The organism is Cellulomonas sp. P4_D11 (assembly GCF_056401915.1).
Window position 1 is genome coordinate 99130 of record NZ_JBFUIK010000012.1, and the last position, 20329, is coordinate 119458.

At 72.9% G+C, this 20329-nt stretch carries 24 protein-coding genes; 11 read left to right on the plus strand and 13 right to left on the minus strand.

The window, feature by feature from the left end:
- Positions 1-6 precede the first annotated feature (6 nt).
- Genes glgC through AC1DT4_RS09790 form a run of 3 tightly spaced genes read left to right on the plus strand, consistent with a single transcriptional unit; the run spans position 7 to position 3020 of the window.
- On the plus strand, positions 7-1248 hold the full coding sequence (glgC, locus tag AC1DT4_RS09780) for a glucose-1-phosphate adenylyltransferase (RefSeq protein ID WP_477089590.1): 1242 nt from the start codon (positions 7-9) through the stop codon (positions 1246-1248).
- A 45-nt stretch (positions 1249-1293) separates the two neighbouring features.
- Positions 1294-1938, plus strand: coding sequence for a phosphoserine phosphatase SerB (serB, locus tag AC1DT4_RS09785; RefSeq protein WP_477089591.1), 645 nt, complete (start codon positions 1294-1296; stop codon positions 1936-1938).
- Entirely contained in the window at positions 1935-3020 is a 1086-nt protein-coding gene (locus AC1DT4_RS09790; protein ID WP_477089592.1) for a DUF4037 domain-containing protein, read from the plus strand. Before serB ends, AC1DT4_RS09790 begins: the two co-directional genes overlap by 4 nt.
- Before the next feature lie 2 nt (positions 3021-3022).
- On the opposite strand, the gene AC1DT4_RS09795 is transcribed toward AC1DT4_RS09790, so the two are convergent.
- The 3 genes from AC1DT4_RS09795 to fabG are packed head-to-tail and all read right to left on the minus strand — an operon-like array spanning position 3023 to position 5148.
- A complete protein-coding gene (locus AC1DT4_RS09795; protein ID WP_477089593.1) occupies positions 3023-3541 on the minus strand; it encodes a SixA phosphatase family protein in 519 nt (172 codons plus the stop codon).
- Between the two features lie 46 nt (positions 3542-3587).
- Entirely contained in the window at positions 3588-4358 is a 771-nt protein-coding gene (gene fabI, locus AC1DT4_RS09800; protein ID WP_477089594.1) for an enoyl-ACP reductase FabI, read from the minus strand.
- A 40-nt stretch (positions 4359-4398) separates the two neighbouring features.
- Positions 4399-5148, minus strand: coding sequence for a 3-oxoacyl-ACP reductase FabG (fabG, locus tag AC1DT4_RS09805; RefSeq protein ID WP_477089595.1), 750 nt, complete (start codon positions 5146-5148; stop codon positions 4399-4401).
- Positions 5149-5280: 132 nt separating this feature from the next.
- Between fabG and AC1DT4_RS09810 the strand changes: the two genes are divergently transcribed.
- Genes AC1DT4_RS09810 through AC1DT4_RS09820 form a run of 3 tightly spaced genes read left to right on the plus strand, consistent with a single transcriptional unit; the run spans position 5281 to position 6859 of the window.
- Positions 5281-5643 carry a DUF3099 domain-containing protein gene (locus AC1DT4_RS09810; protein WP_477089596.1) on the plus strand — a complete coding sequence of 121 codons (363 nt, stop codon included), beginning with the start codon at positions 5281-5283 and terminating at the stop codon, positions 5641-5643.
- Positions 5640-5882, plus strand: coding sequence for a hypothetical protein (locus tag AC1DT4_RS09815; protein ID WP_477089597.1), 243 nt, complete (start codon positions 5640-5642; stop codon positions 5880-5882). The genes AC1DT4_RS09810 and AC1DT4_RS09815 overlap by 4 nt, the downstream gene beginning before the upstream one ends.
- Positions 5879-6859 (plus strand): SURF1 family cytochrome oxidase biogenesis protein, encoded by a 981-nt coding sequence (locus AC1DT4_RS09820; RefSeq protein ID WP_477089598.1) that lies wholly within the window; start codon positions 5879-5881, stop codon positions 6857-6859. Before AC1DT4_RS09815 ends, AC1DT4_RS09820 begins: the two co-directional genes overlap by 4 nt.
- A 145-nt stretch (positions 6860-7004) precedes the next feature.
- Here the strand turns inward: AC1DT4_RS09820 and AC1DT4_RS09825 are convergent, their stop codons facing one another.
- Positions 7005-8603 carry an ABC-F family ATP-binding cassette domain-containing protein gene (locus tag AC1DT4_RS09825; protein ID WP_477089599.1) on the minus strand — a complete coding sequence of 533 codons (1599 nt, stop codon included), beginning with the start codon at positions 8601-8603 and terminating at the stop codon, positions 7005-7007.
- Positions 8604-8765: 162 nt separating this feature from the next.
- Here AC1DT4_RS09825 and AC1DT4_RS09830 point away from each other — a divergent pair, with 162 nt between their 5' ends.
- From AC1DT4_RS09830 to AC1DT4_RS09850, 5 genes are all read left to right on the plus strand, one after another.
- Positions 8766-9440 carry a biotin transporter BioY gene (locus tag AC1DT4_RS09830; RefSeq protein WP_477089600.1) on the plus strand — a complete coding sequence of 225 codons (675 nt, stop codon included), beginning with the start codon at positions 8766-8768 and terminating at the stop codon, positions 9438-9440.
- 7 nt (positions 9441-9447) lie between these two features.
- Positions 9448-10161 (plus strand): energy-coupling factor ABC transporter ATP-binding protein, encoded by a 714-nt coding sequence (locus tag AC1DT4_RS09835; RefSeq protein ID WP_477089601.1) that lies wholly within the window; start codon positions 9448-9450, stop codon positions 10159-10161.
- Entirely contained in the window at positions 10158-10790 is a 633-nt protein-coding gene (locus AC1DT4_RS09840) for an energy-coupling factor transporter transmembrane component T family protein (protein ID WP_477089602.1), read from the plus strand. Before AC1DT4_RS09835 ends, AC1DT4_RS09840 begins: the two co-directional genes overlap by 4 nt.
- A 50-nt stretch (positions 10791-10840) precedes the next feature.
- Positions 10841-11710, plus strand: coding sequence for a KPN_02809 family neutral zinc metallopeptidase (gene ypfJ / locus AC1DT4_RS09845; protein WP_477089603.1), 870 nt, complete (start codon positions 10841-10843; stop codon positions 11708-11710).
- A gap of 114 nt (positions 11711-11824) precedes the next feature.
- Positions 11825-12223, plus strand: a complete 399-nt coding sequence (locus AC1DT4_RS09850) for an META domain-containing protein (RefSeq protein ID WP_477089604.1) — start codon at positions 11825-11827, stop codon at positions 12221-12223.
- A gap of 30 nt (positions 12224-12253) precedes the next feature.
- Here AC1DT4_RS09850 and AC1DT4_RS09855 read toward each other — a convergent pair whose 3' ends face one another.
- From AC1DT4_RS09855 to AC1DT4_RS09895, 9 genes are all read right to left on the minus strand, one after another.
- Positions 12254-12589, minus strand: coding sequence for a metal-sulfur cluster assembly factor (locus AC1DT4_RS09855; protein ID WP_056093855.1), 336 nt, complete (start codon positions 12587-12589; stop codon positions 12254-12256).
- On the minus strand, positions 12586-13065 hold the full coding sequence (sufU, locus tag AC1DT4_RS09860; RefSeq protein WP_477089605.1) for a Fe-S cluster assembly sulfur transfer protein SufU: 480 nt from the start codon (positions 13063-13065) through the stop codon (positions 12586-12588). Before sufU ends, AC1DT4_RS09855 begins: the two co-directional genes overlap by 4 nt.
- Positions 13062-14375 carry a SufS family cysteine desulfurase gene (locus tag AC1DT4_RS09865; protein WP_477089606.1) on the minus strand — a complete coding sequence of 438 codons (1314 nt, stop codon included), beginning with the start codon at positions 14373-14375 and terminating at the stop codon, positions 13062-13064. The genes sufU and AC1DT4_RS09865 overlap by 4 nt, the downstream gene beginning before the upstream one ends.
- A 20-nt stretch (positions 14376-14395) precedes the next feature.
- On the minus strand, positions 14396-15163 hold the full coding sequence (sufC, locus tag AC1DT4_RS09870) for a Fe-S cluster assembly ATPase SufC (RefSeq protein ID WP_477089607.1): 768 nt from the start codon (positions 15161-15163) through the stop codon (positions 14396-14398).
- Between the two features lie 20 nt (positions 15164-15183).
- Complete coding sequence (locus AC1DT4_RS09875) at positions 15184-15516, minus strand: non-heme iron oxygenase ferredoxin subunit (protein WP_477089608.1); 333 nt, start codon at positions 15514-15516, stop codon at positions 15184-15186.
- Positions 15513-16829, minus strand: a complete 1317-nt coding sequence (sufD, locus tag AC1DT4_RS09880) for a Fe-S cluster assembly protein SufD (protein WP_477089609.1) — start codon at positions 16827-16829, stop codon at positions 15513-15515. Before sufD ends, AC1DT4_RS09875 begins: the two co-directional genes overlap by 4 nt.
- A complete protein-coding gene (gene sufB, locus AC1DT4_RS09885) occupies positions 16829-18289 on the minus strand; it encodes a Fe-S cluster assembly protein SufB (protein WP_477089610.1) in 1461 nt (486 codons plus the stop codon). Before sufB ends, sufD begins: the two co-directional genes overlap by 1 nt.
- A complete protein-coding gene (locus AC1DT4_RS09890; protein ID WP_477089611.1) occupies positions 18286-19035 on the minus strand; it encodes a helix-turn-helix transcriptional regulator in 750 nt (249 codons plus the stop codon). The genes sufB and AC1DT4_RS09890 overlap by 4 nt, the downstream gene beginning before the upstream one ends.
- 136 nt (positions 19036-19171) lie before the next feature.
- Positions 19172-20329 (minus strand): lanthionine synthetase LanC family protein (locus AC1DT4_RS09895; RefSeq protein WP_477089612.1); only part of this gene is annotated, 1158 nt, incomplete at its 5' end.

Below are 20329 nucleotides of genomic sequence, written 5' to 3' on the forward strand. Positions count from 1 at the left end.
GTAGCCATGGCAGCGCCGCGCGTCCTCGCTATCGTCCTCGCAGGTGGGGAGGGCAAACGTCTGATGCCCCTCACCGCTGACCGTGCCAAGCCGGCCGTGCCCTTCGGGGGGCTGTACCGGCTCATCGACTTCGCCCTGTCGAACGTCATCAACTCGCGGTACCTGCACGTCATCGTGCTGACCCAGTACAAGTCGCACAGCCTCGACCGGCACGTGTCCAAGACGTGGCGCATGTCGCCGCTGCTGGGCAACTACGTGGCGGCCGTCCCGGCGCAGCAGCGCGTCGGCAAGCACTGGTACCTGGGCAGCGCGGACGCCATCTACCAGTGCCTCAACATCATCGAGGACGAGCGCCCCGACATCGTCGTCGTGGTCGGCGCCGACCACGTGTACCGCATGGACTTCTCCCAGATGGTCGACGCCCACATCTCCTCGGGCGCCGAGTTCACCGTCGCGGCCATCCGCCAGCCCATCGAGGAGGCCGACCAGTTCGGCGTCATCGAGGTCGACCCCACGGACCCCACGCGCATCAAGGCGTTCCTCGAGAAGCCGACCGACCCGGTGGGCCTGGCCGACTCCCCCGGCGAGATCCTCGCGTCGATGGGCAACTACGTGGCCAACGCGGACGCCCTGGTCGCCGCCGTGACCGCGGACGCGGAGAACGTGAGCTCGCGGCACGACATGGGCGGCGACATCGCCCCGTACTTCGTGGAGCGCGGCACGGCCGGCGTCTACGACTTCCTGCGCAACGACGTCCCCGGCTCGACGCCGCGCGACCGGGACTACTGGCGCGACGTCGGCACCATCGACGCGTTCTACGAGGCGAACATCGACCTCATCTCCATCGAGCCCGTGTTCAACCTCTACAACGACGAGTGGCCGCTCTACAGCGGGTACACCAGCCTGGCTCCCGCCAAGTTCATCCACGCGGGTGCGGGCCGGCTCGGGCACGCCGTGGACTCGGTCGTGTCGCCCGGCGTCCTGGTCTCCGGCGCGACGGTGTCCGGGTCGGTCCTCTCGCCCGGCGTGCGCCTGCACTCGTGGGCGCAGGTCACCGACTCGGTGCTCTTCGACGACGTCCACATCGGCCGGTACGCCCAGGTCCACCGGGCGATCATCGACAAGAACGTCGTCATCCCGGAGCGCGCCCGCATCGGTCTGGACCACGACCACGACCGCGCGCGCGGCTTCACCGTCACGGAGTCGGGCATCACCGTCATCCCGAAGGGCTCGATCGTCGAGGACTGAGCCGCCTGCCCGGAGCTGCGTCGTCCGCCACTATCGTGCGGTTCCGTGACCCCTCACCAGCCCCGCCTCGTCGTGATGGACGTCGACTCGACCTTCATCACCGGTGAGGTCGTCGAGATGCTCGCTGCGCGCGCGGGCTCGCAGGAGCGCGTCACCGAGATCACCGAGCGCGCCATGCGCGGCGAGATCGACTTCGCGGCGTCGCTGCACGAGCGGGTCGCGACGCTCGCCGGCCTGCCGGAGTCGGTGCTGGCGGACGTGCTGGCCGAGGTGGAGCTCTCCCCCGGAGCGCGCGAGCTCGTCGCCGAGCTGCAGTCCCGCGGCTGGCCCGTCGGCCTGGTCTCGGGCGGCTTCATCGAGATCGTGCAGCCCCTCGCGGCGTCGCTCGGCATCGCGCTGACCCGCGCGAACGCGCTCGAGGTCGTCGACGGCCGGCTCACCGGCCGCGTGCGCGGCGACGTGGTCGACCGGGCCGCCAAGGCGGTCACGCTGCGGGACTACGCCGCAGCGGTCGGCATCCCCATGGAGCGCACGATCGCGATCGGCGACGGCGCCAACGACCTCGACATGCTGGCGGCGGCCGGGTTCGGCATCGCCTTCAACGCCAAGCCGCTGGTGTGCGCGGCCGCCGACGCCGTCGTGGTCGACCGCCTCGACGCCGTGCTCGCGCTGCCGGTCTTCGCGCGGTGACCACCTTCGTGCCCGGCCTCGACCTGGCGAACCTCCTCTACGACGAGGTCCGCCCGGTGGTCGTCGAGCGCGGCCTGGCCCACACGGCGGCGCTCGTCGGCCCGGGTTCGGACGTCCTCGGTCTCGACGACGCGACGTCCACCGACCACGACTGGGGACCGCGCCTCCAGCTGCTGCTCTCCGACGAGGACCACCGGGCGCACGCCGCCGACCTGCACGAGGAGCTGCGCCACCGGCTGCCGGCCGAGGTCGGCGGCTGGTCGACGCGCGCCGCCGCAGCCGCGGCCGACGGCACTCGCGGACCGGGCGACGCCGGCTCGACCGGACCCGTGGACCACCGCGTCGACGTCCTCACGCTCGACGCGCTCCTCGCCCGGGTGCTCGGCCCCGTCGACCCCCGCGGTCCCCTGACGGCCGCCGACTGGCTGGTCCTCCCCCAGCAGCGACTCCTCGCGCTCACGTCCGGCGCGGTGTTCCACGACGACCTGGGCCTCGAGGCGGTCCGCGCTCGGCTGCGCTCGTACCCGCACGACGTGTGGCTCTACCAGCAGGCCGCCGCCTGGTCGGCCGTCGGCCAGGACGAGCACCTCGCACCGCGCGCGGGGATGGCGGGCGACGACGTGGGCTCGCGGATGATCACGGCCCGGGTGTGCCGCACAGCCGCCCAGCTGGCGTTCCTGCAGGAGCGCCGGTACGCCCCCTACGACAAGTGGCTCGGGACCGCGCTGGCCCGGCTCGGGTCGACCGGCCCGCTCCGGGCGGCGATGGCCGCCGCGCTGTCCGCCGATCACTGGCAGGACCGGCAGGAGCGGCTCGGCGAGGTCCTCGTCGAGCTGGTCCGCCGGCACAACCGTCTCGGCGTCACCGCCGCGGTGCCCGAGCGGACCGGGCCGTTCCATGGCCGCCCGTTCGCGGTGGTCGACGGCGCGTCGGTGGCAGGGCTGCTCGTCTCCGCGGTGACCGACCCGGAGGTCCGCGCGCTGGCGTCGCGTCCCCTCGTCGGCGGCATCGACCTGGTCACCGCGAGCACCGACCTCGCGACTGATGCCGGCCGCACCCGCGCGCTGCGCGAGCTGTACTGACGTCAGTCGGGGATGACGAGGCGGCGCAGGTTCGCCGTGGCCGCGCCGAGCGCGTCCCAGCCGTCCACCTCCAGCAGCGACCAGCTCGCGGTCGGCACCCCGACCCGGACGCGCGCGAGCGTCGTCGGGTCCGAGTCCGGGCCTGCCAGGACGACGGCCGCCTGCGACATCGTCGGCTCGTGGCCCACCACGAGGAGCGTCCGCACCTCGGCGGGCACCGCCCGGACCAGGTCGACCACCGCGTGCGAGCCCGCGTAGTACAGGTCCTCGAGGTACCGGACGTCGGGATCCGCACCGAGAGAACCGCGCACGAGCTCCCAGGTCTGCCGGGTGCGCACGCTCGACGAGCAGAGCACCAGGTCCGGGACCAGGTCGGCCTCCGCGAGCGCCGCGCCGACCCGCGCCGACTGACGGCGCCCGACGAGTGACAGCGGCCGCTGGACGTCCGCGAGCAGGTCGGGGTGCTCCGCCTTGGCGTGGCGCAGCAGCAGCAGTCGCCGGGTGCCGGTGTCGGGCGTCACGCGCCCAGCGTCCCACCTGCGGGGCCGCTGCGCGCAGGACTTCGGGTCACAGACCCATCGCGTGGTAGCCGCCGTCGACGTGCACGATCTCGCCCGTGGTCGCGGGGAACCAGTCGGACAGCAACGCGGCGACGGCGCGGGCCGTCGGCTCGGGGTTGAACGCGTCCCACCCGAGCGGCGCGCGCTCGGGCCAGCCGCCCTCCATCGCCTCGAAGCCGGGGATCGACTTCGCGGCCGTGGTGCGGATCGGGCCGGCCGAGACGAGGTTGACGCGGATGCCGTGCGGGCCGAGGTCGCGGGCCAGGTAGCGCGAGGTCGACTCGAACGCCGCCTTGGCGACGCCCATCCAGTCGTAGACCGGCCAGGCGTAGCGGGCGTCGAAGGTGAGCCCGACGATCGCGCCGCCGGAGCTGAGCAGCGGCTGGGTGGCCACCGCGAGCGACTTCAGCGAGTACGCGCTGACCTCGAGCGCCGTCGCCACGTCGGTCCACTCGCCGGCCAGGAAGTTGCCGCCCATGACCGACTGCGGCGCGAAGCCGATCGAGTGCACCACGCCGTCGAGGGCGTCGAAACCGGCCTCGCGCACCCGGCCCTCGAGCGCCGCGAGGTCGTCGGCGTCGGTGACGTCGAGCTGCAGGACCTCGGCCGCCTTGGGGAGTCGGCGCGCGATCGCCTGCGTCAGGCGGAACTGGCGGCCGAACGAGGTGAGCAGCACCTCGGCGCCCTCCTCCTGCGCCAGACGCGCCACGTGGAAGGCGATCGACCCGTCCGTGAGGACGCCGGTGACCAGGAGCTTCTTGCCGTCGAGCAGACCCATGAGTGTTCCGTTCTGTGTGTCGCCGTGCAGAAAGAGTGTGTCAGTGCCCCATGCCGAGGCCGCCGTCGACCGGGATGACCGCGCCCGAGATGTAGCCCGCCGCGTCCGACGCGACGAACTCGACGACGCCGGCCACCTCGTCGGGCTCGGCGAACCGGCCGAGCGGGATGGACTCGCGGTACGCCTTCTGCTTGTCCTCGGGCAGCGCGCGCGTCATGTCGGTGTCGATGAAGCCGGGCGCGACGACGTTCGCGGTGATCGCCCGTCCGCCGAGCTCGCGCGTGATCGAGCGGGCCATGCCGACGAGCGCAGACTTCGAGGCCGCGTAGTTGACCTGCCCGGCCGAGCCGTAGAGGCCGACCACCGACGAGATGAAGATGATGCGGCCGCGCCGGAGCCGGATCATGCCCTTGCTGGCGCGGCGGGCGCAGCGGAAGGCCCCGGTGAGGTTGACGTCGAGGACCTCGGAGAACTCCTCGTCCGTCATGCGCATGAGCAGCTGGTCGCGCGTGACGCCCGCGTTGGCGACGAGCACCTCGACGGGACCGTGCGCCGCCTCGATCTCGGCGAAAGCCGCGTCGACGCTGGCCGTGTCCCGCACGTCGCCCACCACCCCGAGGACGCCGGCGGGCAGGTCGCCCGCGCGGTAGATCGTGGCGACCTTGTCGCCGTTCGCCACGAACCGCTCGGCGATCGCCCGGCCGATGCCGCGGTTGGCCCCGGTGACGAGGACGCTGCGCGGGGCCGCCGTCGGTGCGGAGCTGCTGGTGTTGTCGGAAGTCTCTGGCACGGGACACGACGCTATCCGACGTCCGCCGCACGTCACGGCAGGGTCCGCGCCCATGTTCGTCGCACAGCGTTGTGGGACCTGCACAACAGCGCCCTCAGCGTCGTCTCAGCGAACCCGGACTACGATCAGGTGGTGAGCAGCAACCGTCGTCACCCGGACGTCCCCCCGGGTGAGGTCCACAGCATCACGTCGGCACCCGAGCCCCTCTCCGACGACATGGCCCGTCGCCAGAAGCGCTACCTGGTGCAGATGGGGATCCGCATCGTCTGCTTCGCCGGGGCGGTCCTCACGTGGGGTCGCATCCCGATGTGGGCCTCGCTCCTGCTCATCGTCGCCGCCGTCGTCCTGCCCTACTCCGCCGTCCTGTTCGCCAACGCCGGCCGCGAGCGCCGCGACAGCGACGGGACGTTCATGACCCCGCGCGAGATCGGTTCCGGCTCCGGGCCGGCGCGCGGTCTCGGCCCGTCCGACGACGCCCCGGACGGTCGCGCGTGAGCCTGCTCGGTCCCGTCCCCGACGCGGTGGACGACCTGATCTGCAGCAGCCGCGGCTGCCGGGCGACCGCCACGTGGGGGCTGCTCTGGAACAACCCCAAGCTGCACACGCCCGACCGCCGGAAGGTCTGGCTCGCGTGCGACGACCACCGCGACCACCTCGGACAGTTCCTGGACGTGCGCGGATTCCTCCGGGACACCGTCCCCGCCGCGGAGCTCGAGTCCGCCCCGCGGTCATGAGTCCCGCGGCCCGCCGCGCCGTCGGCCTGGTCCTGCTCGGGGTCGTGGTCGCCGTGGCCTGCACGTTCCTGGGGCGCTGGCAGTGGAACCGGCACGTCTGGCGGGACGCCGCGATCGCCGTCGTGGAGACCAACTGGTCCGCCGACCCCGTCCCCCTCGACTCCGTGCTGCCCACCACGGCCGCACCGCTCACCGACGGCGACGTCTGGCGGCGGGTGACCGTGCGCGGCCACTACGAGCCCGAGGGCACCGTGCTGCTGCGCAACCGCCCGGTCGACGGTGCACCGGCGTACCACGTGCTCGTCCCGTTCGTCGTCGACGACGCCTCCGCGGGGACCGCGCCCACGCCGACGCAGGCGGGCACCGTGCTCGTCGTCGACCGCGGGTGGGTCGACCCCGGGGCGGACGCGAGCGCCGACGTCGCCGCCCCACCGCCGCCCGAGGGCACGGTGACGCTCACGGCCAGGCTGCGACACGACGAGCCGGCGTCGAACCGGACCGCTCCGGCTGGCCAGGTCCAGGCGATCTCCGCGGAGCAGGTCCTGACGGCCGGTGGCGTCGAGGGCGAGACCTACGACGCCTACGTCGCGATGACGGCGGAGGACCCGAGCGCCTCGCCCGTGCCCGGCGCGCTGCCGCCCCCGAGCACCGACCCGGGGTCGCACCTGTCCTACGCGTTCCAGTGGTGGACGTTCGCGCTCGGCGGGCTGATCGCGTTCAGCCTCGGCGCCCGCCGCGAGCTGCGCGACGAGCGCGACCTCCTCGACGCCGAGCCGGCGGCGCCCGCACCGGTGCAGGTCTCGCCCTCCGGCGTCGAGCTGTGGCCCACGCGCGACACCGCGCGCCCCCGCCGGGCCCAGGCCGCGCCCACGCCCGACGTCCCCCGGCGCCGAGGTGGCCGCGACGAGGACACCGAGGACGCGCTCATCGAGGCCCAGCTCGCCGAGGCGTCGGCGCGCGAGGACCACCCGGGCTGACCTCCGACGCTCGTCTCGCGCGCGAGCCAGCGACGTGGTGTGTGGAACGTCCGGGCAAGACGCTGGTCACGTTCGACTCGGTCGCGGAGCAGCCGCCTGCGACGCCCCGGACCCGCTCGGTCCCGGGCGTCGTGTGCGCTGCAGGTCAGGCCAGGGCGATGAGGTCCAGGTACGCCGGGCTCCACAGGTCCTCGTCGCCGTCGGGCAGCAGCAGCACGCGCTCGGGGTCGAGCGCTGCGACGGCGCCCTCGTCGTGCGACACCAGGACGACGGCACCGGCGTAGCCGCGCAGGGCCGCGAGGATCTCCTCGCGCGACGCGGGGTCGAGGTTGTTCGTCGGCTCGTCGAGCAGCAGGACGTTCGCGCTGGAGACGACCAGCGACGCGAGCGCGAGGCGGGTCTTCTCCCCGCCCGAGAGCACGCGCGCCGGCTTGTCGGCGTCGTCGCCCGAGAAGAGGAACGAGCCGAGCACCGAGCGCACCTGCGTCTCGGTGAGGTCGGGCGCGGACGACTTGAGGTTCTCGACGACCGTCCGGTCCATGTCGAGCGTCTCGTGCTCCTGCGCGTAGTAGCCGAGCTTCAGGCCGTGACCCGGCCGCACCTCGCCGGTGTCCGACGTCTCGATGCCCCCCAGGATGCGCAGCAGCGTCGTCTTGCCGGCGCCGTTGAGGCCGAGCACGACGACCTTGCTCCCCCGGTCGATGGCCAGGTCCACGTCGGTGAAGACCTCCTGCGACCCGTAGGTCTTCGAGAGTCCCGCGGCGGTGAGCGGCGTCTTGCCGCAGGCGGCCGGCTCCGGGAAGCGCAGGCGCGCGACCTTGTCCGAGGCGCGGACGTCCTCCAGCCCGGACAGCAGGCGCTCGGCGCGGCGGGCCATGTTCTGCGCGGCGACGGTCTTGGTGGCCTTGGCGCGCATCTTGTCGGCCTGCGCCATGAGCGCGGACGCCTTCTTCTCGGCGTTGGCGCGCTCGCGCCGGCGCCGCTTCTCGTCGGTCTCGCGCTGCTGCAGGTACGCGTCCCAGCCGAGCGCGTACTGGTCGAGCTGCGAGCGGTTGGCGTCGAGGTGGAAGACCTTGTTGACGACCGCACGCAGGAGGTCGGCGTCGTGCGAGATCACGATGAGCCCGCCCGAGTAGGACTTCAGGTAGTCGCGCAGCCACATGATCGAGTCGGCGTCGAGGTGGTTGGTGGGCTCGTCGAGCAGCAGCGTCTCGACGCCCGAGAACAGGATGCGGGCGAGCTCGACACGACGGCGCTGACCACCCGAGAGGGTCCCGATGGTCTGGCCGAGCACGCGCTCGTCGAGGCCGAGGTTCGACGCGATGCGGTGCGCCTCGCTCTCGGCGGCGTACCCGCCGGCCGCGTTGAACCGGGAGTCGAGCCGGGAGTAGCGGTCCATCGCCTTCTCCCGGACGCCGTCGTCCTCGCTGGCCATCGCCGTCTCGGTGGCGCGCATGGCACGCACGACCTCGTCGAGGCCGCGGGCCGACAGCACCCGGTCCATCGCCAGCTGCTCCAGGTCACCCGTGCGAGGGTCCTGCGGCAGGTAGCCGACGTCGCCCGAGCGGATGATCTGACCGCCCGTGGGCTGCGTCTCCCCCGCCAGGGTCTTGGTGAGCGTGGTCTTGCCGGCGCCGTTGCGACCGACCAGACCGATACGGTCGCCGGCCGCGATGCGGAACGACGACTCCTCGAGCAGCACGCGTGCGCCGATGCGCAGCTCGACAGCCTGGGCAGTGATCACTTGACGGTTTCCTCCGAGTTCGCCGCGCTGGCGTTGGCCGCGGGCACAAACGCCAGCAAGTCTACGACCGGCTAGCGTGGCGACCGGCCGCAGGGGACGGACGTCACACCCCCACTCCCGCGCGAACGCCCGCACCCGCCACGACGATCGAGGGGTCACCCCATGTCCGCACCCGAGGACCAGACCGCCGCCGCCCTGCCCGCACCCGTCTCTCGGTCCTCGGTGAGCACGGACGTCGCGCTCGTCGCCAGCTTCGCCGCCTTCATCGCCGTGTGCGCGATCCTGCCCGGCATCCCGACGCCGTCCGGCGTGCCCATCACGCTGCAGACCTTCGGCGTGATCCTCGCGGGCCTGGTGCTCGGCTGGCGGCGCGGCGGGCTGGCCGCCCTGCTCTACGTCGCGCTCGGGCTCGCCGGCCTGCCCATCTTCGCCGAGGGCACCGGCGGCCTCGTCGTGCTGAGCAAGCCGTCGGTCGGCTACCTGCTGGCCTTCCCGTTCGCCGCCGCGCTCGCCGGGGCCCTCGGCGGGATCGCGCTGCGGCTCGCTCCTCGCCTGCAGGCGTCGGCGTTCGCGGCGCGGCTGGGCGGGTGGGCCGTCCGGACCACCTCCGCGTGGCGCTACCCGCTCCTGGTGCTCGCCGGCCTCGGGGCCAGCTTCCTGACCATCCACCCCGCCGGCATCGTCGGGCTGATGGCCCGCCTCGGCCTCTCGTTCCGCGAGGCCCTCGCGATCGACGTCGTCTACTGGCCCGGCGACGTGCTCAAGAACCTCGCGGCGGCCGCCGTCGCCGTCGCGATCTTCAAGGCGTTCCCCGACATGCTGCGCTCGCGCCGCTGACGCATCCGTGATCGTCCTCGACGACGTCCTCGTCACCGCCTACAGCCCGGACCCCGCGGGCGGTGCGGACCGCGTCGTCCGCCTGCTCGGGCCGGTGACGCTGGAGCTCGGCGAGCGCCGGGTCGCGATCGTCGGCGCCAACGGCTCGGGCAAGTCCACGCTCGCGCGCCTGCTCAACGGCCTCGTCCTGCCGTCGTCCGGGACCGTGCGCGTGGACGGCCTGGACACCGCCACGGACGGGGCAGCCGTCCGGCGCAAGGTCGGGTTCATGTTCACCGACCCCGACGCCCAGCTGGTCATGCCGACGCCGGTCGAGGACGTGGCCCTCTCGTTGCGGCGGCTGCCGATGACGCCCGCGGAGCGTGACGCCGCCGCGCGCGCCGCGCTGGCGCGGTTCGGGCTGGCCGCCCACGCCGAGGTGCCCGTGCACGCCCTGTCCGGCGGCCAGCGACAGCTGCTCGCCCTCGCCTCGGTGCTGGCCACGGAGCCGACCGTGCTGGTGTGCGACGAGCCGACCACGCTGCTTGACCTGCGTTGGCGGGGCGTGGTCGACGCGCTCCTGGCGGACCTCGGCCAGCAGGTCGTCGTCGTGACGCACGACCTCGACGCCGCCCTGCGCGCCGACCGCGTCCTGGTGGTGGACGACGGCGCGATCGTGTTCGACGGTGAGCCCGCTCCCGCCGTCGCGTCGTACCGGGCGCTCATGGAGGTCCGCTCGTGAGCGGCCCGATCCGCCCGCCCTGGGCCGGTCCGCTCGGGCTGTACCACCCCGGCACCACCGTCATCCACCGCGCGTCCGCCGGGTTCAAGCTCGCGTTCCTCGCCCTGTTCGCCGTCGCCGTCGTGTGGGTCCGCGGTCCCCTCTCGGCAGTGGTCGCGCTCGGCGTCGCGCTGCTCGCCCAGGTGGTCGCGCGCATCCCCTGGCACCGGACCACGCGCGGCCTGGTGCCTGCGCTGGCGACCGCCGCGCTGATCGGCGCCTACCAGTGGTGGGCGCGCGGCTGGGCCACGGCCGTCGAGGTCGCGCTCGACCTCGTGGCGCTCGTGCTCCTGGGCGCCGTCGTCACCGCCACCACGCGCGCCGACACCCTGCTCGACGCCCTCGCGCGGCTGGCCCGGCCGCTGCGGCACGTCGGCCTCGCGCCCGAGACGTTCGCGCTGGCCGTCGGCCTGTTCCTGCGGACCATCCCCGTCCTCGCGCGGATGTCGCTCGAGACGCGCGACGCCGCGCGCGCCCGGGGGCTCGACCGCGAGCCGCGGGCGCTGCTCGTCCCCGCGGCGGTCCGGATGGTCGCGCACGCCCGGACGACCGGTGACGCCCTGGCCGCGCGGGGGTTGGGCGAGGACTGATCACCCGCTCTCGACGAGCGGGCACGCCGAGACGTCGCTACGGTGCCTCGGTGACGTTCCAGGAGGGTGGCAACTTCGGCGGCGGCCGCGTCCGCACCGGCGGCAACGGCGGCAAGATCGCCGCCGGCGGTGGCGGGGCGATCGGCCTCGTCGTCCTGCTCGTCTACCTGTTCTCCAACGGGCAGGTGGACCTGACCGGTGCCACGGGCGGCGGCGCACCGCAGCCCGAGGGGACAGTCGGCGAGTGCTCGGCGGAGCAGGCGAACACCGACCGCACGTGCCGGCTCAGCGCCACGCTCGACTCGCTCGACACGTACTGGAGCCAGGCCGTCCCCGCCGCCGGGGGCCAGTTCAGCCAGCCGGACGCCGTCGCCTTCACCGACTCCATCAGCACGGGCTGCGGCGACGCGACGAGCTCCACGGGGCCGTTCTACTGCCCGCCCGACGCGACGATCTACCTCGACGTCTCCTTCTTCGACCAGCTCAGCCAGCTGGGCGGCGAGGACGGGCCGCTCGCCGAGGAGTACGTCATCGCGCACGAGTACGGCCACCACATCCAGCAGATCACCGGCGTCATGGACCAGGCGAACCGCCAGGGCACGGGCGCCGACTCCGACTCCGTGCGGGTCGAGCTCCAGGCCGACTGCTACGCCGGCATGTGGGCGGGCACCGCCGCGACGACGGTCGACCCGGACACCGGCGTCACCTACCTCGAGCCCATCACACCCGAGCAGCTGCAGAACGCCCTGGGCGCGGCCGCCGCGGTCGGCGACGACAACATCCAGGAGCAGTCCGGTGGCGGGGTGAACCCCGACTCGTGGACGCACGGCTCCAGCGAGCAGCGGCAGCGCTGGTTCACCGCCGGCTACGAGCAGCGCACCTTCCAGGCGTGCGACACGTTCGCCGCGGACCAGCTCTGACACGACGGGCGTGGTCCGATGGTGGAGCCCAGCGCTCGACCTCGCTGACCTCCGTCTCCCGCGCGGGTCACCGACCCCTGTGAGCAGCGCGTTCGTGCTGCTAGCGTCGGCCGCATGAGCAGACCGCGCGCGGCCCTGGTACGGATCGGTCTCGTGGTCGCCCTGGGCGGTGCGGCCTTGGCCGCCTGTTCCAGCAGCGAAGACTCGTCCGGAGCCGCCCTCGAGCCCAGCGACGTCACCGGGACCTGGTCGCAGACGGACACCGAGCCGCCGGTCGACCTCGAGCTCGCCGACGACGGCACAGTCAGCGGCAGCGACGGGTGCAACCAGCTGAACGGCACCTGGAAGATCGACGGCTCCGAGGTTCAGCTCGGTCCGTTCGCCGCGACCATGATGGCCTGCGACAACGTCGACACCTGGCTGTCCGCAGCCACGTCGGCCAACGTCGACGGCGACGAGATGACGGTGTTCAACGAGGACCACAAGGAGATCGGCGTCCTGTTCAAGGAGTGACGCCGGACGGGGCCTTCGGCCGTGGCTTGCTCAGATGTTGAAGCCGAGGGCCCGCATCTGCTCGCGGCCGTCGGGCGTGATCTTCTCCGGGCCCCACGGCGGCATCCACACCCAGTTGATGCGGAAGCCGTCGACCAGCCCCTCGAGCGCCTGCGCCGACTGGTCCTCGATGACGTCGGTCAGCGGGCAGGCCGCCGACGTGAGCGTCATGTCGATGACGGCGGTGTTCGTCTGGTCGATCGTCAGCCCGTAGACCAGTCCGAGGTCGACGACGTTGATGCCGAGCTCGGGGTCGATGACGTCGCGCATGGCCTCCTCGACGTCGGCCACCGTGATCGGGGCGGGCGAGGGCGTGTCCGTGCTCATGAGTTCTCCCGTGCGCCGGTCTTGATGAGTGCGTCGGTCAGCGCCGCCCAGCCGAGCAGGGCGCACTTGATCCGCGCGGGGTACTTGGCGACGCCCGTGAAGGCGGTCGCGTCACCGAGGGTGTCCTCGGCCTCGTCGTCGAGCCCCGCGCCGCGCGTCTGCATGAGCGCGCGGAACGTGCCGCCGAGCTGGTCCACCGTGGCGAGGTCGTTGCCGACCACGAGGTCGTGCAGCACGGAGACGGAGGCCTGCGAGATGCTGCAGCCCTGCCCGTCCCAGCGCACGTCACGCACGGTCCCGGTGTCGTCGAGGTCCACCTGCAGGGTGACCTCGTCGCCGCACGTCGGGTTCACCTGGTGCGACTCGCCCGTGTGCAGGTGCAGGTCGCCGGCCACGCCGAGTCCCTTGCCGTGCGGGAACTTCGCGTGGTCGAGGATGACCTGCTGGTACAGCTGCTCCATCGATCCCGTGCTCATGACACCTCCAGACCGAAGAACGCCCGGACCCCCGTCAGTGCTTCCCGGAAGACCTCGATCTCTTCGTCGGTCGTGTAGACCGCCGCGCTCGCGCGCGAGGTCGACGCTACGCCGAACCGGCGGTGCAGCGGCTGCGCGCAGTGGTGGCCCACCCGCACGGCCACCCCGGCGTCGTCGAGCACCTGGCCGACGTCGTGCGCGTGCACGCCGTCGACGACGAACGAGACGGTGGCCAGCCGGTCGCGCGTGTCCGTCGGGCCGATGACCCGCACGCCCGGCACCGACGCGACGGCGTCGAGCAGGAGCCCGGCCAGGTGCGCCTCGTGCGCGGCGACGGCGTCCATGCCCAGCTCGGCCAGGTAGGACGCGGCGGCGCCCATCCCCACGGTCTGCGCGACCATCTGCGTGCCCGCCTCGAACCGCTGGGGCGGGGGTGCGTAGGTGGTCGACTCCATGGTGACCACCTCGACCATCGACCCGCCGGTGGTGACCGGGGGCATGGCCTCGAGCAGCTCGCGCCGCCCGTACAGGGCGCCGACGCCGGTTGGACCGAGCATCTTGTGCCCCGAGAACGCCGCGAAGTCGACGCCGAGGGCCGTGAGGTCCACCGGCAGGTGCGGGACCGACTGGCAGGCGTCCAGCACCGTCAGCGCTCCCACGGACCGGGCCTTCTCGACGAACGGCGCGACCGGGGTGATGGCGCCCGTGACGTTCGACGCGTGCGTGAACGCCAGCACCTTGGTGCGCTCGGTGACCACCGTGTCGAGCTCGTCGACGCGGATGCGGCCGTCGTCGTCCACGCCGAGCCACCGCAAGGAAGCACCCGTGCGCAGCGCGAGCTCCTGCCACGGCACGAGGTTCGCGTGGTGCTCCGCCTCGGTCACCACGATCTCGTCGCCCGGACCGAGCGCGAACCGCCGGGCGGCCGCTCCCCCGCGGCCCAGCGACGCGTTCGACATCGCATAGGCCACCAGGTTGATCCCGGCGGTCGCGTTGGACGTCCAGACCAGCGACCCCGGCGACACCCCGACGAACGAGGCGACCCGGTCGCGCGCGTCCTCGAACGCCTCCGTGGCCTCCTCGGCCAGCTGGTGGGCGCCGCGGTGCACGGCGGCGTTGCGCTGGCCGTAGAAGTCCTGCTCGGCGTCGAGGACGACCTCGGGCTTCTGCGAGGTGGCCCCCGAGTCGAGGTACACCAGCGGCCGCCCGCCACGCAGCGTGCGCGTGAGCAGCGGGAAGTCCGCGCGCACGGCGGCGAGCTCGGACGCGTCGAGCGTCCGGGCTGCGCCGTCGAGGCGGCTTGTCACCACCGCGCTGGTCACCGTGGGCCTCAGAGAACCGGGGTGCTCGTCGTCAGGAACCGGTCGTAGCCCTCGTTCTCGAGGCGCTCGGCCAGCTCGGGGCCGCCCTCCTCGGCGATCTTGCCGTCGACGAAGACGTGCACGAAGTCCGGCGTGATGTACCGCAGGATGCGCGTGTAGTGCGTGATGAGCAGGACGCCCACGTCACCGCCGGCCTTCACGCGGTTCACGCCCTCCGACACGACGCGCAGCGCGTCGACGTCGAGGCCCGAGTCGGTCTCGTCGAGGATCGCGAACGCGGGCTTGAGGAGCTCCATCTGGAGGATCTCGTGGCGCTTCTTCTCGCCGCCGGAGAAGCCCTCGTTCACGGAGCGCTCGGCAAACGCCGGGTCCATGCGGAGGTTGTCCATGGCGGTGCGGACGTCCTTGACCCACGTGCGCAGCGGCGGGGCCGAGCCGTCGATCGCGGTCTTGGCGGTGCGCAGGAAGTTCGAGACGCTGACGCCGGGGACCTCGACCGGGTACTGCATGGCGAGGAACAGGCCGGCGCGGGCACGCTCGTCGACCGACATCGCGAGGACGTCGACGCCGTCGAGCGTCACGGTGCCCGAGGTGACCTGGTACTTCGGGTGGCCGGCCAGCGAGTACGCGAGCGTGGACTTGCCGGAGCCGTTCGGGCCCATGATGGCGTGGGTCTCGCCGCTGGCGACGGTCAGGTCGACGCCGCGCAGGATGGGCTTGGCGCCCTCCTTCGTCTCGACGCTGACGTGCAGGTCGCGGATCTCCAGGGTGGACATGCTGTTCCTTCCAGACTTCTTCAGAGCGGGGCGTCGACGTCGACCAGCACGCGCTGGCCGTCGACGGTCACGGGGTAGACGGGGACGGGCCGGACGGCGGGCGGCCCGGTGGGCTTGCCGGTGCGCAGGTCGAAGCGGGAGCCGTGGAGCCAGCACTCGATCGTGCAGTCCTCGACCTCCCCGTCCGACAGCGAGACGGCGCCGTGCGAGCAGATGTCGCTGATGGCGTGCAGCTCGCCGGCGGAGTCGCGCACCAGCGCGACCTCGACCGTGCCGTGCTCAGCCTCGAGCTCGACGCGGAACGTGCCCTCGACGGGCACGTCCTCGTCGTAGCAGGCCAGCTGGGCGCTCATGCACGCTCCGTCGTGAGGGACACCTCGGAACCCTCGACGTGGCCGCCCTGGGAGAGGGCGTCCAGGACGCTCATGGACTTCTCCAGCTCGCGCTCGATCGCGTCGATGAGGCGCTGCTCGACCGACGGCACGCCGATCTCGTGGATGAGCTCCGCGAAGAAGCCGCGCACCACGAGCCGGCGGGCGTCGGTCTCCGGGATGCCGCGAGCGCGCAGGTAGAAGAGCTGCTCGTCGTCGAACCGGCCCGTCGCGCTCGCGTGGCCGGCGCCCTCGATGAGACCGGTCTCGATCTCGAGGTTGGGCACCGAGTCGGCGCGCGCACCGTCGGACAGGACGAGGTTGCGGTTGAGCTCGTACGTGTCGGTGCCCTCGGCCGCGGCGCGGATGAGCACGTCGCCGACCCACACCGTGTGCGCGCCCTCGCCCTGGAGCGCGCCCTTGTACGTGACGCGCGAGATGCAGTTGGGCACCGCGTGGTCCACGAACAGGCGCTGCTCCTGGTGCTGGCCTGCGTCCGCGAAGTACAGGCCGACCATCTTCACGTTCGCGCCCTCGCCGACGAACTCGGCGTCGGGTGTGATCCGGACGACGTCGCCGCCGAGCGTGACGGCGATGTGCTTCACGGTCGCGTCGCGGCCGATGCGCAGGCGGTGCGACGACGCGTGCACCGAGCCCTCGGCCCAGTCGTGCACGGTGACGACGGTCAGGTGCGCGCCCTCCTCGGCCACGATCTCGACCGTCTCCGTGAGCGCGGCGTGGCCGATGTGGTCGATGACCACGACGGCCTGCGACAGCGGCTTGGCGTGCACGAGGAGGTGGGTCGCGCTCGGCTCGAGGGCGGCCTCGTGCGTGCCGGCGCCCTCGACGCCCTCGATCCGGATCGACGTCACCTCGGAGGCCACGGCCTCCTGCGGGATCGTCACGATGGTGGCGCGCGGGAAGGAGGCCCACGCGACCGCGGAGGTCCGGTCGCCGGGCTTGCCGGCCTTCCCCAGCCGGGCGTCGTCGCGCTCGACGATCTCGACCTCGACCTCGGGCGCCTCGACGACGGTCGTCAGCACGCCGTGGCCGGACAGGACACCGTCGGTGTCGGCCGCGAACAGCGGCGCGAGCCGGTCGACCGGGGCGAAGCGCCACTCCTCCTCGCGCCCGTGCGGCACCGGGAAGTCGGCCACGTCGAACGACGTGGGCCGCGACGCGCGGGACGCCTCGGGGAGCGGTCCGACCCCGTGGCTGTGGCTCCCGTCGGCCGTGGCCCGCGTGTGGTCGGTGGACAACAGAGGACCCGCGGTGGGTCCAGTGGTGGTCGACATCAGCCGACGGCCCCTTCCATCTGCAGCTCGATGAGGCGGTTGAGCTCGAGGGCGTACTCCATGGGCAGCTCGCGCGCGATGGGCTCGACGAACCCGCGCACGATCATGGCCATGGCCTCGGTCTCGGGCATGCCTCGGGACATCAGGTAGAACAGCTGGTCCTCGCTCACGCGCGACACGGTCGCCTCGTGGCCCATCGACACGTCGTCCTCGCGGACGTCGACGTACGGGTACGTGTCGGAGCGGGAGATCTGGTCGACCAGGAGGGCGTCGCAGAGCACGTTCGACGCGGAGTGGTGGGCGCCCTCGAGCACCTGCACCAGACCGCGGTAGGACGTGCGGCCACCGCCGCGCGCGACCGACTTGGAGACGATCGAGCTCGACGTGTGGGGCGCGGCGTGCACCATCTTGGCGCCGGCGTCCTGGTGCTGGCCCGCACCGGCGAACGCGATGGACAGCGTCTCGCCGCGCGCGTGCTCGCCCATGAGGTAGATGGCCGGGTACTTCATGGTCACCTTGGAGCCGATGTTGCCGTCGACCCACTCCATGGTCGCGCCCTCGGCCGCGGTCGCCCGCTTGGTGACCAGGTTGTACACGTTGTTCGACCAGTTCTGGATGGTCGTGTACCGGACGCGGGCGTTCTTCTTGACGATGATCTCGACGACGGCCGAGTGCAGCGAGTCGCTGGAGTACACCGGCGCGGTGCAGCCCTCGACGTAGTGCACGTACGAGCCCTCGTCGGCGATGATCAGCGTCCGCTCGAACTGGCCCATGTTCTCGGTGTTGATCCGGAAGTAGGCCTGCAGCGGGATCTCGACGTGCACGCCCGGCGGGACGTAGACGAACGAGCCGCCCGACCACACGGCGGTGTTGAGCGACGCGAACTTGTTGTCCCCGGGCGGGATGACCGAGCCGAAGTACTGCTCGAAGATCTCCGGGTGCTCGCGCAGCGCGGTGTCGGTGTCGAGGAAGATGACGCCCTGCTCCTCGAGCGACTCCTGGATCTGGTGGTAGACGACCTCGGACTCGTACTGCGCGGCGACGCCGGCGACCAGGCGCTGCTTCTCCGCCTCCGGGATGCCGAGCCGGTCGTACGTGCTCTTGATGTCGTCCGGCAGGTCCTCCCAGCTGGTGGCCTGCTTCTCGGTCGAGCGCACGAAGTACTTGATGTTGTCGAAGTCGATGCCCGACAGGTCCGAGCCCCACCAGGGCATGGGCTTCTTGTCGAACAGGCGCAGCGACTTCAGGCGCGTCTTGAGCATCCACTCGGGCTCGTTCTTGAGCGCGGAGATCTCGCGCACCTTCGCCTCGGACAGGCCGCGCGTCGCGACCGCACCGGCCGTGTCGGCGTCGTGCCAGCCGTAGTTGTAGTTCCCGATGGAGGCGATGGCCTCGTCCTGGGTCAGCTGGGTCGTCGCCTGCGGCGTCGCGGCCGCAGTGCTGTCGGTCTGTGCACTCATGCTGAATGTCCTTCCACGGAGAGCACGGGGTGGGCAGGGGCGGTCGTGGGGGCGGTCGAGATCGGGATGTTCGTGGTGCAGACGTGGCCGCCTCCGGCCAGCGTCGAGAGGCGCTGCACGTGCACGCCGAGCAGGCGCGAGAACGCCCGGGCCTCGGCCTCGCAGAGCTGGGGGAACTCGTGGGCGACGTCCTGCACGGGGCAGTGCCCCTGGCACAGCTGCATGGCGGCGCCGCCCGGGGCCGGGCGGGCCGACGCGGCGTACCCGTCGGCGGCGAGGCCCTCGGCGAGCACCCGGACGCGCGCGGCGACGTCGTCGCCCGCCGCGGTGACGGCCGCGGTGTGCCGCTGCTCGAGGTCGCGGACCCGCCGCTCGGCGAAGCCCTCGACGGCTTCTGGCCCCGCCGTCTCGGCGAGGAACCGCAGCGCCTGCGCCGCGATCTCGGAGTACCGGTGCGAGAGCGCGGCCTGGCCGCGGCTGGTGACGACGTAGCGGCGTGCGGGCCTGCCGCGCCCCTGAGGGCCGCGGGCGGCCTCGTGCACCGCGATCTGGTCGGTGGCCTCCAGCACCCCGAGGTGCCGACGGATGCCGGCGGGCGCGAGGTCGAGCTGGGCCGCGAGCTCGGCAGCGGACACCGGCCCGGCCGTCGCGACGATCTGCAGCACGCGCTGGCGGGTGCCGGCGTCGGACTCGTGGCCCGCGGCGTCCGGGAGAGCGTGCTCGACCGTCGGCAGCGTCGCGCTCATGCACACCTCCGTCGGGACTGGTCCGGATCCTGCGACCGAGCGCGCGGGGAGGCGCGTGGGGGTGGCCGCGATATTGGCAACATCCTTGTTGCCAATATCCATCCCTGCAAGCAAGGAGACCCTTCGCTGGCCTACGTCACACCGCGGACGGGTCGGTCCCCTGGTGCGAGTCCACGACGTCCTGCTCGGCGTACTCGACACCGGCGAGCGCGCCCAGGGTCGCGACGGCCGCGGCGGGGTCCGCGTCGACGGGCAGCCGCAGGAGGACCCGCCCGCTCGGCGACACCCTGTCGACACGGGCGCCGGGGACGGCGGCCGTGACCGAGGCGACCCGCCGGGACGCCTCCGCGGCGTCCAGCGGGCCGGCGAGCTTGACGACAACGCGGTCCGACATCGTCCGGCCAGCATAGGCACGGACCGTCGACGGCAGCTCGGGGTGGTCGAGCCGCAGCAGCATCGTCCCGATCCCCGCCAGCCCGACGAACAGGCTGGGGTTCTCGCCGCCGTCGGGGACACCGCACGGCCACGGTCCCTCCCCGACGAGCTCGACTGCCGCAGCCGCACCCTCGCGCGCCATCTCGGCGAGCACCGGCTGACCGAACGTCCGGGACGCGTCGAGCAGGAGCTCCACCGCGCCGGCGACTCCGTGGCACGTGGACAGGTCGTCGGCCGCCCCCGACCCCATCGACTCGAGCACCCCGACCGCCGCGTCGATGGCGACGCCCGCCTCCGCGGCGTCGACCTCGTCCCCCGTGACCTCGTACAGCCGCAGGCGCGCGACGCCGACCCCGAGCGACCCGTGGCACCACAGGTGCGGGTACCCGGGCGTGGAGCCCTCGCGCACGGCCCGCTCGTCGAGGCCGCGCAGGTCCGCCCAGGACCCCTCCCGCACCGAGAACCACGCCCGCTCGTACGCGACCGCCTCGCGCGCGACGGCGAGCGGCTCGGACCGGCGGCGCCGCGCTCCCCACTCGGCCAGGGCGAGCGCGGGCCCGCTCGCCCCGTGCGCGAGACCGCACAGCGGGGCTTCTCCCCCGATGTCGGACGACCACGCGACGCCGACGACCGGTCCGGGCTGGGCCGTGGCCATCAGGCGCTCGGCGGCGACGTCCGCGGCGGCCTCGGCGGGCAGGTCGAGCCCGAGCTGCTCGAGCCGCAGCAGGGCCAGCAGGTGCCCGGCGAGCCCGGAGACCAGGTCGGCGGCCACCGGCGGGCGCGCGATCGCGATCCGCGCGGCCCGCTCGGCGCGGACGCGCAGCTCCGCGTCGTCGAGCAGGTCCGCGACCTCGAGGGC

Excerpts from the sequence above, each read along its gene's own strand:
- sufC (WP_477089607.1), bottom strand. The coding sequence starts at position 15,163 with ATGTCCACCCTGGAGATCCGCGACCTGCACGTCAGCGTCGAGACGAAG.
- fabI (WP_477089594.1), bottom strand. The coding sequence starts at position 4,358 with ATGGGTCTGCTCGACGGCAAGAAGCTCCTGGTCACCGGCGTCCTCACG.
- AC1DT4_RS09875 (WP_477089608.1), bottom strand. The coding sequence starts at position 15,516 with ATGAGCGCCCAGCTGGCCTGCTACGACGAGGACGTGCCCGTCGAGGGC.
- AC1DT4_RS09855 (WP_056093855.1), bottom strand. The coding sequence starts at position 12,589 with ATGAGCACGGACACGCCCTCGCCCGCCCCGATCACGGTGGCCGACGTC.
- AC1DT4_RS09830 (WP_477089600.1), top strand. The coding sequence starts at position 8,766 with ATGTCCGCACCCGAGGACCAGACCGCCGCCGCCCTGCCCGCACCCGTC.
- glgC (WP_477089590.1), top strand. The coding sequence starts at position 7 with ATGGCAGCGCCGCGCGTCCTCGCTATCGTCCTCGCAGGTGGGGAGGGC.
- sufB (WP_477089610.1), bottom strand. The coding sequence starts at position 18,289 with ATGAGTGCACAGACCGACAGCACTGCGGCCGCGACGCCGCAGGCGACG.
- AC1DT4_RS09850 (WP_477089604.1), top strand. The coding sequence starts at position 11,825 with ATGAGCAGACCGCGCGCGGCCCTGGTACGGATCGGTCTCGTGGTCGCC.
- sufD (WP_477089609.1), bottom strand. The coding sequence starts at position 16,829 with ATGTCGACCACCACTGGACCCACCGCGGGTCCTCTGTTGTCCACCGAC.
- AC1DT4_RS09890 (WP_477089611.1), bottom strand. The coding sequence starts at position 19,035 with ATGAGCGCGACGCTGCCGACGGTCGAGCACGCTCTCCCGGACGCCGCG.
- sufU (WP_477089605.1), bottom strand. The coding sequence starts at position 13,065 with ATGAGCACGGGATCGATGGAGCAGCTGTACCAGCAGGTCATCCTCGAC.
- AC1DT4_RS09820 (WP_477089598.1), top strand. The coding sequence starts at position 5,879 with ATGAGTCCCGCGGCCCGCCGCGCCGTCGGCCTGGTCCTGCTCGGGGTC.